The sequence below is a fragment of the Emticicia fluvialis genome (genome assembly GCF_024793945.1).
Taxonomy (GTDB): Bacteria; Bacteroidota; Bacteroidia; order Cytophagales; family Spirosomataceae; genus Emticicia; species Emticicia fluvialis.
On sequence record NZ_JANUSD010000015.1, the window covers coordinates 62457 to 77341 of the forward strand.

The 14885-nt window shown below is 40.7% G+C and carries 16 protein-coding genes; 10 read left to right on the forward strand and 6 right to left on the reverse strand.

The features are described 5' to 3' along the window. Positions 1-2 precede the first annotated feature (2 nt). From NZ848_RS16910 to NZ848_RS16920, 3 genes are read left to right on the forward strand one after another with little or no spacing between them, the layout of a single operon-like run. Positions 3-1220, forward strand: a complete 1218-nt coding sequence (locus tag NZ848_RS16910; RefSeq protein WP_259016496.1) for a serine hydrolase domain-containing protein — start codon at positions 3-5, stop codon at positions 1218-1220. Positions 1221-1245: 25 nt separating this feature from the next. After that, positions 1246-2004 carry an NIPSNAP family protein gene (locus NZ848_RS16915; RefSeq protein WP_259016497.1) on the forward strand — a complete coding sequence of 253 codons (759 nt, stop codon included), beginning with the start codon at positions 1246-1248 and terminating at the stop codon, positions 2002-2004. 4 nt (positions 2005-2008) lie between these two features. Further along, the gene (locus NZ848_RS16920) at positions 2009-3004 is read left to right on the forward strand and encodes a polysaccharide deacetylase family protein (RefSeq protein WP_259016498.1); all 996 of its coding nucleotides are present in this window, start codon (positions 2009-2011) and stop codon (positions 3002-3004) included. A 54-nt stretch (positions 3005-3058) separates the two neighbouring features. Here the strand turns inward: NZ848_RS16920 and NZ848_RS16925 are convergent, their stop codons facing one another. After that, a complete protein-coding gene (locus tag NZ848_RS16925; protein ID WP_259016499.1) occupies positions 3059-3547 on the reverse strand; it encodes a pyridoxamine 5'-phosphate oxidase family protein in 489 nt (162 codons plus the stop codon). Between the two features lie 257 nt (positions 3548-3804). On the opposite strand from NZ848_RS16925, the gene NZ848_RS16930 reads away from it, so the two are divergent. Together NZ848_RS16930 and NZ848_RS16935 are read left to right on the forward strand one after the other, a co-directional pair. Further along, complete coding sequence (locus NZ848_RS16930; RefSeq protein ID WP_253535207.1) at positions 3805-4272, forward strand: hypothetical protein; 468 nt, start codon at positions 3805-3807, stop codon at positions 4270-4272. 41 nt (positions 4273-4313) lie between these two features. Further along, positions 4314-5516: an NAD(P)/FAD-dependent oxidoreductase gene (locus NZ848_RS16935; protein ID WP_259016500.1), complete on the forward strand. Its 1203-nt coding sequence runs from the start codon at positions 4314-4316 to the stop codon at positions 5514-5516. Positions 5517-5902: 386 nt separating this feature from the next. On the opposite strand, the gene NZ848_RS16940 is transcribed toward NZ848_RS16935, so the two are convergent. From NZ848_RS16940 to NZ848_RS16955, 4 genes are all read right to left on the reverse strand, one after another. Then, positions 5903-6196: a YtxH domain-containing protein gene (locus NZ848_RS16940; protein WP_259016501.1), complete on the reverse strand. Its 294-nt coding sequence runs from the start codon at positions 6194-6196 to the stop codon at positions 5903-5905. Positions 6197-6225: 29 nt separating this feature from the next. Further along, entirely contained in the window at positions 6226-6480 is a 255-nt protein-coding gene (locus tag NZ848_RS16945; protein ID WP_259016502.1) for a hypothetical protein, read from the reverse strand. A gap of 315 nt (positions 6481-6795) precedes the next feature. After that, the gene (locus NZ848_RS16950; protein WP_259016503.1) at positions 6796-7248 is read right to left on the reverse strand and encodes a GNAT family N-acetyltransferase; all 453 of its coding nucleotides are present in this window, start codon (positions 7246-7248) and stop codon (positions 6796-6798) included. Between the two features lie 34 nt (positions 7249-7282). Continuing rightward, positions 7283-8314, reverse strand: a complete 1032-nt coding sequence (locus tag NZ848_RS16955) for an RluA family pseudouridine synthase (RefSeq protein WP_259016504.1) — start codon at positions 8312-8314, stop codon at positions 7283-7285. Between the two features lie 42 nt (positions 8315-8356). Here NZ848_RS16955 and NZ848_RS16960 point away from each other — a divergent pair, with 42 nt between their 5' ends. Together NZ848_RS16960 and NZ848_RS16965 are read left to right on the forward strand one after the other, a co-directional pair. Then, positions 8357-9241, forward strand: a complete 885-nt coding sequence (locus NZ848_RS16960) for a 1-aminocyclopropane-1-carboxylate deaminase/D-cysteine desulfhydrase (protein WP_259016505.1) — start codon at positions 8357-8359, stop codon at positions 9239-9241. Positions 9242-9312: 71 nt separating this feature from the next. Next, complete coding sequence (locus tag NZ848_RS16965; RefSeq protein ID WP_253535232.1) at positions 9313-10032, forward strand: 6-phosphogluconolactonase; 720 nt, start codon at positions 9313-9315, stop codon at positions 10030-10032. 74 nt (positions 10033-10106) lie between these two features. On the opposite strand, the gene NZ848_RS16970 is transcribed toward NZ848_RS16965, so the two are convergent. Further along, on the reverse strand, positions 10107-11345 hold the full coding sequence (locus tag NZ848_RS16970) for a DUF819 family protein (RefSeq protein ID WP_259016506.1): 1239 nt from the start codon (positions 11343-11345) through the stop codon (positions 10107-10109). Positions 11346-11919: 574 nt separating this feature from the next. Here NZ848_RS16970 and NZ848_RS16975 point away from each other — a divergent pair. From NZ848_RS16975 to NZ848_RS16985, 3 genes are all read left to right on the forward strand, one after another. Further along, positions 11920-12384 carry an Lrp/AsnC ligand binding domain-containing protein gene (locus NZ848_RS16975; protein ID WP_253535234.1) on the forward strand — a complete coding sequence of 155 codons (465 nt, stop codon included), beginning with the start codon at positions 11920-11922 and terminating at the stop codon, positions 12382-12384. Positions 12385-12475: 91 nt separating this feature from the next. Further along, positions 12476-14353 (forward strand): hypothetical protein, encoded by a 1878-nt coding sequence (locus NZ848_RS16980; protein ID WP_259016507.1) that lies wholly within the window; start codon positions 12476-12478, stop codon positions 14351-14353. Between the two features lie 118 nt (positions 14354-14471). Further along, complete coding sequence (locus NZ848_RS16985; protein WP_259016508.1) at positions 14472-14876, forward strand: sugar 3,4-ketoisomerase; 405 nt, start codon at positions 14472-14474, stop codon at positions 14874-14876. Positions 14877-14885: the final 9 nt, after the last annotated feature.

Below are 14885 nucleotides of genomic sequence, written 5' to 3' on the forward strand. Positions count from 1 at the left end.
TTATGAAATACCGTTTATTATGTCTGGTAGCTTTAGTCTGGGCTCAATCATACGCCCAGAAAAAAACCACAGATGCATATTTTCCTGCTTACAATAACTGGCTGCAAAAAAAGCCTGCAGAACTGGGCCTGAACGGAGCAAAACTGGCAGATGCCATCAACTTTGCCGTAGCGAATGAGTCAAAGAATCCGCGAAATATGGAGGTGTCGCATTACCAGAGCTTTGGAAAAGAACCATTCGGCTTTGCTATTGGTCCATTTGCCGAAAGGGGTGCACCCACCGGGCTTATTATCTACAAAGGGTATATAATTGCCCAGTGGGGCGAGCCTGACAGATGCGACATGACCCACAGCGTAACCAAGAGTTTTCTTTCAACAGTGGTTGGGCTGGCCGTTGACAAGGGATTGATAAAAAATGTAAATGACACGGTAGCCCCTTATGTGCCACCTATTGAAACTTATGGACAACCTGTAAGCCGCCCGGCAGATGATTTGGGTAAGCCTGAATTAATAAACCTGTTTGATAGCCCTCATAACAAAACCATTACCTGGGATGCCCTTTTAAGACAAACCAGCGATTGGGAAGGAACGCTTTGGGGAAAACCCGACTGGGCAGACCGGCCTGATAAAGATGCAGCGCTATGGCAGGGCAGACCCAGACACAAGCCCGGCTCGGTTTATGAATATAATGATGTACGGGTGAATGTGCTTTCGCTGGCGGCGCTTAGTGTATGGCGCAAACCATTGCCACAGGTGCTGAAAGAACAGATAATGGATAAAATTGGGGCATCAAATACCTGGCGATGGACCGGCTACCGAAATTCGTGGGTAGTTTTGGACGGACAAGCTGTGCAATCGGTAAGTGGTGGAGGGCATTGGGGAGGCGGAATGTTTATTAATGCCTATGATATGGCCCGCTTTGGCCTTTTGACATTGCATAGAGGCAAATGGAACGGCCAGCAGTTGTTATCTGAAAACTGGGTAAAACAGGCATTGACTCCAACCACGGCCGAACCCACTTATGGCTACATGAACTGGTTTTTGAACACCGATAAAAAGTTATTACCAAGTGCCGCTGCCAATGCGTTTTACCACTTAGGCAATGGTGCAAACATGGTTTATGTAGACCCTGACCACGAGCTGGTAATGGTAACCCGCTGGATAAGCACCAATGCCATGGATGGATTGGTGAAGCGCGTATTAGAAGCTTTTCAGCAATAAGTAATTCAATTTTAAACTAACATCTATGAAACAATTAACCTTAAGTATTTTATTCTTTTTTCTGATATTTGGTGCGTGGGCGCAATCAGCCCCGGGCAAGAAAGAAATTTACGAAATACGAGCGTACGAAATGCGTTTCGGCTCTCCTGCCGCAAATTTTGAAAACTATTTAAAAAATGCCCTGATTCCAGCGCTAAACAGATTAGGAGTAAAAAACGTAGGCGTATTTAAGGAAACCGGTAAATCTGAGCCGGCTAAAATTTATGTCATTATCCCTTATGTATCTATTGAGCAATACGGCAGCATCAATGCACAGTTAAAATCAGATATTAAGTTTATGGAGGCAAGTGCAGAATATAATGCGCTTCTGCCTGATAAAGCTCCTTATACCAGATTTACCTCTTCTTTGTTACTGGCTTTTGACGGCCTTCCGCAAATGATAAAACCCAAAGCCGAACAAAGATTCTTTGAATTAAGAACCTACGAAAGTTTTTCGGAAGATGCTTCACGCCGGAAGATAAAGATGTTTAATGATGAAGAAATAAAGATTTTCTACAACACCAAATTGAATCCGGTTTTTTTCGGAGAAGTTATAGCCGGAGACCACCAGCCTTGTATCACCTATATGCTTACGTTTAAAAACATGGAAGACAGAGACGCCAGCTGGAAAGCTTTCAGCGCCGATGCAGACTGGAAACGGGTAGCGCCAATGCCCGAATACGCCAATACGGTGTCTCGTATTATAAGAGTTTTTTTAGAACCAACCGCTTATTCACAAATTTAACTGAATGAAAACCGTTTTCTCTATTATTGCAGGGCTTTCAATAGCTTTGCAGGTAAATGCTCAGAATCCTACCTACGCAGAAAGACTGGGTTACCCCAAAGGAGCCAAAGTAATTATTATGCATGTTGATGACGTAGGGATGTCGTACGATTCAAACATCGGCGCTATCAAAGCTATGGAAGAAGGAGTGGCCAATTCGCTGAGTGTAATGATGCCTTGCCCCTGGGTACCAGGCTTTGTACATTATATGAAGCAACATCCTAAAACAGATGCCGGGTTACACCTGACACTCACCTCAGAATGGAAAGACTACCGCTGGGCACCATTGGCCGGTAAAGCTGCCGTACCCAATCTGGTAGATGAAGAAGGCGCAATGTGGCGCAATGTACAAAGTACAGCTACGCATGCATCGGCCGATGATATTGAAAAGGAAATCAGAAGCCAGCTGGACAGAGCCCGGACAATGGGTTTTGAACCCACACACATGGACTCGCACATGGGTACACTCTTTGCCAGACCTGATTTTCTGGAGCGTTACCTGAAAATAGGTATGGAACAAAAAATACCGGTGATGTTTCCGGGAGGGCACGATTACATGATAAGAAAAGAAATCGGAAACCTGGGCCTTCAACTTGAGCAGGCACAGGCAATAGGTAAAAAATTATGGGATGCCGGGCTACCCGTGCTTGACGATTTACACAACGTTAGTTATGAGTGGAATCAGTACAAGAATCAGAAAGTAAGCGACGAAGTATTGCAGAAATACAAAACCCAGAAATACATTGAGTCGTTTAAAGACCTTCAACCGGGTGTAACGATGGTTATTATGCATTGTACGGCCACAACCGAGGTTTTTGAACACATTTCAGACTCCGGCAATAACCGCAGAGGAGATTTACTGGCCATGCTTGATCCTGCGCTTAAGAAGTACATACAGGATAATGGCATAATTATGACCACCTGGAGAGAATTGAAAGAAAGAAGAGATAAATTGAAATAATGACAAAATATAGTCCCGGCAGGAAAAACTCTACCGGGACTTTTGCATTCTTACTTAAAACTTCACTGTGCCATAAGCACTTTCATCAGTATATTCTTTTCCGGTTACGATACTGCTTAACATTTTAATGCCCACAATTATTTTGTTTGAGGCGCTATCCCAATACTCGGCTTCATGAGCCATTACCCTTATAAGGGTCAGATTCGGGTCATCCTTTCCTTCCGGAAACCATGCTTTGGCAAAGGGTGTCCAGAACTCATCAATTTTCTTTTGGTCGTCTACCTGCTCAGCTTCACCCATGATACACACATAAGTATTATCAGAAGGCGATGAATAACAGACACACACATGGGCATTTGACTTTATTTCATCAATTTTACCCGAGTCTTTTGCGGTCAGAAACCAGATATTTCCCTCTTCATCCATACCTTGCGTTCCCATGGGTCTGCTTCTGATATGCCCATTATCATCATTCGTACATAGCATGGCAAACTTAATATCTTTCACCATCTCACGGATGTCCTCACGGGTTTTTGTCTCCATATTATTCATCGTATTAAAGTCGTTTGGTTCAGCGGTATTTGAATTAAAAAACGCGTTCCAGCGCTATTAAATGCGGTTTTAAGTCACAGAAGCAATCGGTGAGGAGAGAAATCAACAGTATGTCGGGTAATTTAATTCTCCGGTTTTATGATTATGCTTAAAATCATACTGTGGTATGACTTTTTTCTTTCTTCGGATTAGAATTTATTCCCAATTTCACAGAAGGTTAAAGCCAAAGATAAAAAACATTTATTCCCATGAACAAGCTAAATGAAGAAGCATTGAGAAGCCTGAAACAACTCCGGGAAATTAATACTGTGAGAGCCAAGGGGTATCAGAAAGCTGTGGATATGACTAAGAACGGAAGTTCAAAAAAGTACTTCGAGGTCAAAATAAACGAGAGCAAATCTCTTAGTGAGTTTATTGACCGCTCACTTGAAATTGTAAACGAGCCTGAAAGTAACCTACGTAAGCTGGAAGAAGACAAACTGCATCAATCGCAGTTTTATTACACAATGGCTGCATCGTCTACAAACCCGCGTACAGTGGCGGTTTCATGCCAGTTGGGTGATAAATTTGCAGAAAAAGCCTATGCTTCGGCTCTTAGCGTACTTCAACTGTTATCATGGCCTGAAGTAAAAAGCGTTCTTGATGTACATGTTTCAAATCTGAGAAAATCGTTTGAATCAACACAAGAGGCATTTGATCTGGCTTTTATCTATTGATAAGCACAAATTACACAACCACACAATTACTGAATAACTGCATGGATCTTAGAACTGAATCGCCGTTCTGGCTGATAAAGAACGGCATCGTACGCTCATATCCTTCCTTAAAACAATCGTGTACTATTGACGTGGCCATTTTGGGCGGAGGTATTACCGGCGCTTTAATTGCCTATCATCTCACCAAAGCAGGCATTTCTTCAATCATGCTCGACAAACGAAAAATTGGTATGGGTAGTACCTGCGCCAGCACCTGTTTGTTGCAATACGAAATTGATACGCCTTTGGGCGAGCTGAGCCGGCTTGTTGGAAAAAAGAAAGCAGAGCAAAGCTACCTGATGTGTATTGAAGCCATTGATAAAATTCATGCAATTACGAAGTCTTTTAAAGCAGACGTAGGTTTTAGTTATAAAAAAAGTTTTTACTATGCTTCAAAAGAAAAAGATGCAGAGGAAATCAGGTCTGAGTATGCGTTAAGAAAAGAGATAGGCATTGAACTGGATATACTTGAGCGAGACGATATAAAGGCACTTTTCCCATTTGAGGCGCCAGCCGGCCTGATGTCGGCAGCCGGTGCGCAAATAGACGCGTACAGTTTTACACATGAGCTACTCAATCAATCAATTAAAAACGGGCTCGGGGTTTTTGATAACACAGAGGTTGTAGAAATAAACCAAAGCAAGGCAGGAGTAGAACTGAAAACCAACTACGGTGAAACCGTAAAGGCTAAAACACTGATAATTGCCTGTGGGTATGAGTCGCAGGCTTATGTACCCAAAAAAGTAGTGGATTTTAACTCTTCTTTTGCCATTGTGAGCGAGCCAATTGAAAACCCAACCCTATGGCATGAGAACTGTCTAATCTGGGAAACGGCCCGCCCGTATTTGTATATCAGAACTACAGATGACGGCCGGATATTGGTAGGCGGAAAAGATGAACCTTTTTATAATCCGGAAAAAAGAGACAGGATGACAACAAAAAAAGGCAAGCTTTTGAAAGAGGCCTTTATGAAAAAGTTTCCGGATATTGATTTCAGAACTGACTTTTGCTGGTCTGGCACCTTTGCCGAAACCAAAGACGGGCTTCCGTATATTGGTACTATTGCCGGGCAACCAAATACTTACTATGCGCTTGGTTTTGGTGGCAACGGTATTGTGTTCAGCCAGATAGCAGCAGAGATGATTAAAGACAAAATGTTAGGTAAAAAGCATGAAGGATACGAAATCTTCAAGTTTACGCGATAAGATAAAAATGGTATTTTATCAGTGCCCGTCATTACAATAATAACTTAGTAATTATATACAAATGAGCCTTTTAATGACTGATGGTTGAAAATAAAAAAAGCGGGGTTTTCTTAAGAAGACCCCGCTTTTTTGGGCTTAATTACCCATTTAAAGTATAATTGTGCAGATTTGGATTTAATTTTTTAGTGCGAATTCAGTAAGCGATTTTATGTATTGTGTGAATTTAAGTAGCTATTATAAATCTTTAATAGAATTTATAAATGACTGTTAATTGTGCAATTACGAATTTTTATAAAACATAGCTGAAAAATTAAAACAAGGGGTATAACAAAAACTATACCCCTGTTTGACTTTCACAACCACTATAGAATCCACGATTAATATGATTAACTAAGCCAGCTTTTAACTTTATCTTTAGCTTCTTTGGCTTTGTCAGACACTTTATCGCCTAAATCATCAGCTTTTTCTTTTGTTTTTTCCCAGGCTTCAGAGGCCTCCTGTTTGGTTTCCGACCACTTGTCTTTTACGTTTTCTTTGGTTTCAGACCACTTTTCCTTAGCGTTTTCGCTGGTGTCTTCCAATTTCTCCTTTGTATCCTCATAAGCGTTTGCAGCTTTATCTTTCAGATTTTCAGTGGTATCTTTTACTTTATCTTTTAACTCTTCTCTTTCAGTTTTCATAGTCTTTGTGTTTTAATGATAAAAAAAAATTATTCAGCCTTAACGGTGTCGCTTTTTACTACTGCAGATGAATCCTGTGGACTAAGTGAACCGAATCTTCCACCTTTATCAGGACCCCCAACTGTAATAAACCCGCCAATCCAGGCTATTATTAAAAAAAACAGCACTAGCCCTACAACCCACAGTAACATTTTCTTTAGATTGAGATTTTTCTCTTCGTGTACCTGTTCTTCAACGTCTTTGCCGATTGGTTCGTTTTGATTGTTTTTGTCTGGTATTTTCATGGTTGCAGATTTAATGCTTCTTCAATCAAAAAAGCTATACCTACAAAAAAACCGGTTTTTTGAAGCTGGTTTGGGGTTGGAATTCCACACGATGAGCAGCCGGACGAGGAAAATCGGCAACTTTTGCAATGGCCAGACGGCGAAGCCCACAGCTATTTTGTAAGTGAGATTTTTTAGAACTTAAGCGTAAAGCCTGTACTGAGGCGGAGGCATGTGTATAAAATGCCTGAAAATTAAGCAAACCAGGCAATGATGAAGAAAAGAAGGCTGCCGGAAAACAGCAAGTACACAGCAGCCAGAAGTATAAGTTAGATGTCAGAAATCAATATGGCAGTTAATCCACTCACCATCAAATCTGGTCGGAAAATTCTTTCTGTAAAAGTTAATGGCCGGCTCGTTCCAGTCCAGCACCTGCCACATCATACCCGTACAATTGGTTTTGTGGGCCTCTTCAATTGTTTTGTCAAACAATTGTTTGCCCAGCCCGTTACCACGCATAGCCTCGGTAACCACTATGTCTTCCAGATACAGCCGTTTGCCTTTCCATGTAGAGTAACGGAAATAATATATAGATATTCCTTGTATTTTACCATCAACCTCGGCCACAAAGCAACCAAATATTTTGTTTTTTCCGAAGCCATCTTTCAGCATCATTTCAACCGTGTTGGTAACCTGTTCCGGCGCTTTTTCATAAACGGCTAGTTCATATACCAGATCAAAAACCTGTGGTACATCCTCTTTTCTTATTTTTCTAATCTTTATTTTCATTAATAGGTTGTTTAATGGTTAGCAGTAGGCGCTTCTATTCAGTAACGTAATTCTCCCATTTGGCAAGCACATTCTTAAAATCCTGTGGTAGTTCGGTATCAAACTGCATCCATTGCTTGGTGCGAGGATGTATAAAACCCAGTGTTTTGGCATGGAGCGCCTGCCGTGGCATTAATTCAAAGCAGTTTTCTACAAATTGCTTGTATTTATTAAATACCTGGCCCCTCAGAATTTTATCGCCACCATACTCGGCATCATTAAACAAAGGATGCCCCAGGTGTTTCATGTGTATGCGTATCTGGTGTGTACGGCCGGTTTCAAGGTTACATTGCACCAGCGACACATAACGCAAGTCTTTCAGAATTTTGTAATGCGTAATGGCTTCTTTGCCGTAATCGCCATCCGGATACACATCAGATACTTTGCGGTTTCTAAGGCTGCGGCCAATATAATTATGAATTGTACCGGTTTCTTCTTTCGGTACACCCCAAACCAAAGCATAGTATGTTCTTTCAATTGAATGCTCAAAAAACTGATTGGCCAGGTAGGTCATGGCATAATCGTTCTTGGCTATAACCAGTAAGCCGGAGGTATCTTTATCAATGCGATGCACCAGACCGGGGCGGATTTCGCCGTTGCGATGGGTAGGCAGGTTTTGCAGGTAATAAATTAAACCGTTTACCAGCGTGCCTGTCCAGTTGCCAAAGGCAGGGTGCACCACCATACCTGCAGGTTTGTTGATAATCAGGATGTCGTCGTCTTCATAAACAATATTGAGTGGGATATCCTCAGGTATCAGTTCGGTATTGCGTGGAGGCTTGGGCAAAGAATAGGTGATAACATCAAACGGTTTAACCTTATAGCTGGCCTTGGCCGATTGACCGTTTACCTTAATGGTATCGGCATCAATGGCATTCTGGATGCGGTTGCGCGAAATATTCTTTGAAAAATGCGGCAGGTATTTATCAAGGCGCATCAAAGCCTGGCCTTTATCTACCACAATCCGCTGGTGTTCATAAAGTTCTTCCTCGTCGTCGTTATCTATATTATCTTGTATTTCAGACATTCTGATTAATTTTGGAGCTAATTCTGTTTTTTGTGCAAAGATATGTTTGATTTTGAAAAAATACTAAATCTGCCCTCTCCATTAGCGCCTTTGACCGACACCGCCTTTGATGAAAAAGCGCTGAAAGTTTATGTAAAAAGAGATGATTTAATACATGCGCAGATTTCGGGCAACAAATGGCGCAAGCTAAAGTATAATTTGTTGGAGGCAAAAAGTAAGGGTTATAGCAAGCTGATAACCTTTGGCGGGGCGCATTCTAATCATTTATATGCAATGGCTGCGGCTGGCAAGTATCTGGGTTTTGAAACCAGAGGAATAATAAGAGGCGACGAACTGAACGAAAACTCAAGCATTACCTTACAATATGCACATAAATGCGGTATGCAATTGCTGTTTGTTTCAAGAGAAGCCTACCGTGAAAAAGAAAATCTGCTGAGTATTTATAGAAAAGACGATGAATACATAGTGCCGGAAGGCGGCAGCAATGCACTGGCAATGGCAGGGGTAGCAGAAATGTATCAGGAAATAACAAGCCAGCTGGGCTATGCGCCCGATTATATTTTTTGCCCGATAGGGTCTGGCGGAACAATGGCCGGTTTAATTAATGTTACAGACCAAACCAGAATAATGGGAGTATGTGTACTTAAAAACGCCGAGTATCTTGAAACCGAGATACTGAATCTGATTGAAAACAAAGCACATCAGAATAAAAAGAACTTCAGGTTTTTTCATGATTTTCATCAAGGAGGTTATGCTAAAAATACACCCGAATTGAGAAGTTTTATAGAATGGTTTCAGCAGAAACATGGTTTTGCTATAGAACACGTTTACTCGGGCAAAATGTTTTATGCGTTTTATGAATTGTTAAAAACCGAAATCAGGCCAGATAGTACCGTTGTATTAATTCATACAGGTGGTTTACGCTGATTCTGCCAAATTTAAATACATTTGTATCTTGTCTTAAGATTCATTCAACCAAAATATTAAACCTTTTCTCTATGCAAATTGAAGTATTCAACGATTCTCAGGAATTAGCCACGCATACAGCGAAATTTATCATTAATACAGTAAAAGAAAAACCCACAGCCACATTTATACTCACATCGGGTGACACCCCCGTGCAGAGCTATAAAAAAATTGTTGAGCTGGCTCAACCGGAAGACTTTGCACAAGCCACCTTTATAGGCCTCGACGAATGGGTTGGCATACCTGCCACAAGCGAGGGCAGTTGCAGGTATATTGTAGAAGAGAATCTACTGAAACCTTTAGGAATTAATACAGCGCAATATACTTTTTTTGATTCGATGACAGAAGACCTTCAGAGCGAATGCAAAAGGGTAGACCAGCTGATATTTGATAAAGGCGGAGTAGATGTTATACTGGTTGGAGTAGGGCTGAACGGGCATATTGGATTAAACGAGCCTGGAACCAGCTTTGATTTATACAGCCACGTATCAAAACTGGCGGATATTACTATCAGCACCGGGCAGAAATACTTTCAGCAAAGTACCGACTTGTCGCAGGGTATTACTATTGGCTTAAAGCACCTTTTGGAAGCAAAGACAGCCATTCTGATAGCTACCGGAGAGAGAAAGGCGGATATACTGAGAGAAATAGTCGCTCAGGAACCCAACATTAATCTGCCGGCCACGGTCTTTAAAAAACATACCAATGGCCAGGTTTGGATAGATAAAGCAGCTGCATCGTTTTTAGAATAGTATGGGTATCAGCAAAATAAAACCCGGATAAATGTAGCATACCTACATTTACCCGGGTTTTATTGTTTGTTTTATTAATTGGCAATCCATTGCATTATCAGGCCGGTTATATAACCGCAATAGGTGCCGATGGCATTGCCCAGAATAGCCAGTAAAACACCAATAGGAGCCAGCGACGGGTGAAAAGCCGCCGCCACCACAGAGGCCGACGCCACACCACCCACATTAGCCTGCGACCCAACAGCCGTAAAAAAGAATGGCGCCCTTACCAGCCTGGCCGCCACTAAAGTAAACACTGCATGGGTGAGTATCCAGACCAGACCGACAATGAGCAGGGTTGGATTGCTGAAAGCATCAAAAATATGCAATTGCATTCCGATAGTTGTAATGAGTATATACAGAAATAAGGTGCCGAATTTGGTGGCTCCCAGGGCCTCCAGCTGGCGGGCTCTGGTGGTTGATAACACCAAACCGGTAGAAGAAGCAATGGTAACTATCCAGAATGATTTTGAGGCCAGACTGTACGCTTTTAAAGCAGGATAGTGAGTTTCAATAAACGGAGCGATGTTATCGGCAAGTAAATGCGAAAAAGCGGTTATGCCAAAGCCTACGGCCATAAGGATGGTCAAATCCTGAAAATCGGGGTTCTTTTGTTTTATTCCGTCAGTTTCAACTTTTATTCTTATTTCGTCAATTACTGTGGCATCTGCTTTCATTTTTTTGTCGAGTATGGTGGCTTTTCCAACAAAGTAAAGAAGCAGACCCAGCCATAACTCAGAAAACAGTACATCTATTACACTGGTTTGAGAAAAAACATTGGGCGCAGGCTGAAATATCTCTTTTAGCGCCAGTTGATTAGCGTTGCCGCCTGTCCAGCTACCGGCAATAGTGGCCAGTCCGCGCCATACTTCTTCACCATTTCTGTTTAAAAAGCCGGGGTCTAATGCTTTGCCCACCATTAAGCCCAGCGGCCCGCCAGCCATTACGCCCAGCGCGCCAATCAGAAAAACAAAAAGAGCTTTACCGCCGAGTTTTTTAATGGACTGGAAATCGATACCCAATGTAAAAAACACCAGGCAGCACGGAAGCAGGAATCTTGAGGCGGTTTCATCAAGCTGAGACTCAGCCGCTGAAATCACGTTAAACGAACTCAACAGGCCGGGTATAAAAAAGCAAAGAAGAATAGGAGGTACAACTTTATAGAATTTACTGAAGGTTTTTACTTTAGTTGAATAGAATATGAGTGCAAGTGTACCCAGCAGAATGCCCAGCACAATGGCGTCGTTAGTAAATATCGGGGTGTCAGGTTTCATTGATGGTTTCAGTTCGGCATAAGGGGTTCGGTAAACATTTTTTAATAGGTTGATTAAGCCGGAAGACCCGAAAAAACGGTTCCTGGAGGCCCTAAAACGCGTTAAATAAAAAACACGCAATCCTCAATTCGGAACTGCGTGTCGCAATTACACTTCATCAACAAACTAAAAACCAAATAATGTTTTTGCTAAGCAAACATACTTAAAAAAAAAGTATGAAAGAAATTTATCCATAAATCTTTCATACTTCACGCTGTAAGAGGGGGACTCGAACCGCCCACGGTGTAGTTAGCCACAGTACAAATTTTGGTGGTCAATCCCAGTCGACTAAAATTGTCCGGCTTTATGCTGCGTTTGTCCTATTATCACCACCCCCGAGACAGGAGGGCATGGCTGCCAATTTCATCACCTTACATTATCATGTCAGAGTTCACTATTTGTTCCCTTTTGACACTACAAAGATACGGCAAAAAATCTGACTGTTGCAAATTTTATATAAATATTATTTAAAATTTAGATAATTGTTAAAATTGAATTAATTTTATTGACAAATTCTCAAAAACCCACTAATCTAATGGACAAAAATTTCGAAATTGACAAAACAGACCTGAAGATATTGTCATTATTAATGCAGGATGCCAAAATGCCTTACACTGCCATTGGAGAAAAAATCTTTGTTTCGGGTGGAACCGTACACGTTAGGATGGCAAAAATGGAACAAATGGGCATTGTAAAAGGTTCACAGCTGATTGTTGACCCCATTAAACTCGGTTGGGACATCAGCGCATTTATTGGTATCTATCTTGATAAAAGCTCTTTGTATGACGAGGTGGCTGACCAACTGGAAAAAATACCTGAGGTAGTAAGCATTAATTATACAACAGGTATGTATAGTATTTTTGCCAAAATTGTTTGTAGAGATACCCCACATTTGAGAGAGGTGCTGCACGACAAAGTGCAGAAAGTACAAGGTATACAACGAACTGAAACTTTCATATCTCTGGAAGAACGCACTGTTAGACCCATTCCTTTGCTTTAATTGTTTACTAATTTTTCAATTATCAACAGCAAAGCCATATCTAAATTCTTACTTTTGTGGTGTGTAGTTACTTAACTATCTGCCATGAGTAATGAATTTTAAAAAAAATAAACAAAACCTGCTTTTTATTTTTGCAGCCCTGTTGCTGCCGGTAATATATGGTATTGTGTTTGTAAGAAATTTCAGCCAGCCTGTAACCGGAGGCGGTGATATTGACGAATGGGAGTTTGTAGGCTATTATCTTTCAGAAAACCTCAGATTTGATATATTTCCGCAGTTAAATTTAAGGCAAAACCAGACACTCTATCCTTTTGGTGTTACTCAGGTTTTTTCAGACTGGTCGCTTGAAAGCAATTATTGGTATGCATTGTTTTATAAATGGCTTGGGCATGGTGCCTGGCTTAATTACTATTATGTATTAAGTCTGATAATATCATTTCTGGGTTCTTATTTGCTGTTAAAGAAAGATTTTGGGCCAAGAAAAGCCTTTTTTGCTGGCTTTGTGGTAACATTCTTCAATTTTTATGCTTTGCATAAATACCCATACCATTTTAATCATAGTACCATACACTGGACCATCCTGAGCATATTTGCTGATTTTGTTTTAATCAAGAGAATTGTTTTGAAAGAGAAAATTTCATTGAAATGGGTTTTCCTGAAAGCATTTGTGTTGATTGCTACTTTGGGTATGAATCTGGGATATATCTGTGGCTACGCCCTTAGCAGTTTTATGCTCAGTTTTTTTGTGGCCGCCATTGTGCTCATTTACAGGTATCTAAATAACGATAACCAGGTTTTGGGCTATTTTTCTGATTGGGCCAGAGAATTGCAGCAAAATAAATGGTTGTTTTTAGGTCTTGCGGTTCCGCCTCTGCTATTGTTGTATTTATACCTGCCGCTTGTTTGGCAGATTTATCAGGAGTCTAATCTGGTATATTATCGGAATACTGAAAAGACGGTGGCCATGTGGAGCCATCCGCTTAGAATGCTGTTTCCGTATTTTCCTTTTTTTGATGTAACGTTTTATCCGCTAACGGATATTTTAAAGGATAAACCAGAGGGGCTTGGCTCTGGTAGCCCCGGCTGGTTTTGCCTGATTACAGGTATAACGGGCTTGTGGCTAAACCGCAAAAAATACTGGCTGGCTTTTTTGCCACTGCTAATTCTTCTGTTGCTTTATACGTTTTATCACCCGAACCGGGTGCCAACAGTAAAGATTTTCCCCTGGGGTACTTATAACCGGGTACCATCCAGATTTACCTCTATTTTACCAGTAATATTCTCTTGTTTCTTTTTAACTGTTAACTTTTATCAGGTAAAATATCGCAATTGGCTGATTGGTGTTATGTGTATTACCGGACTTACCGAATTGGTGGTTGTTTACAGAAGCCTTTATAATAAATTGCCTTATGAGGTTGATAGCAATTTTTTCAATTACATGGGGATTATTGAAAAACAAAAAGGGGAGGCCGTACTTGATTTTCCTTTTTGTATTGTAGGCGGCGATGGTTCTGGTATGAAAGAAAACCTTTGTCCGCTTTATGAAAAAACCTGCAACATTTATGCTTTGAGGCGATTCCACCATAAAAAAGTAATGGGGGCTTATTACAGTTACATACAACCACAAACCATCAAAAGTTTTACAAAAATAAATGTATCTGCCATGCAAACGCTTCAGCCGTTTAATCCTGAAGTTAAGCGCGAACGGCTGGAAGACCTGACAGAAGAACAACTCGCATATTTGGTGAAGTACCTTCAGTATAACGATTTTTGCGGAATAAACCTGTGCATTGATTTGATTTCTGAACAAACTTACAACAGAATTGTTAAGACATTAGGTGTGCCTATTGCAGCAACAGTATTACCCGGAGCCGGCAGAGCTGTTTTTATACCTAAACCAGACGAATGGCGGAAATTGGTGAATCCGGAGAAGGTTTTATCTATGAGGTTTCCGTGTGGGTGTTATTAAAAATATATTATTTTAACATTAATTGAGCCAAACAGCTTTTTATTGTTAAAAAAAAATCTTTATTTTACGATAATGCTCACAATTTTTTGAATTACTATTAATTTAGAAGTATAGCCTCATGGCCAAATTATTTCATTTACAAACGTATTCTTCAGAAAAAGGAAGTCTGACTGTGTTTGAAAAAATACTTCCCGAAGGCATAAGAAGAATCTTTTACATTTACGACGCAAAGAATCAGATTAGGGGAGGACACAGACATAAACTGACTAATAATGCATTAACCTGTGTAAGCGGTAGTTGTAAAGTGTTTGTTGATGACGGAGAAGAACAACAGATTTTTGATTTAGATACCCCTGATAAATGTTTGCTTCTGGACCCAAGAGATTGGCATGAAATGTACGATTTTTCAGACAACGCCGTATTACTTGTGCTTTCAGACCAGTTTTATGATAAAGAAGATTACATTTTTGAGCGATATCATGAAAAAGAACTCCACACAGGCAGTAAAGTTACAGTTCGGTAATGAAACTAT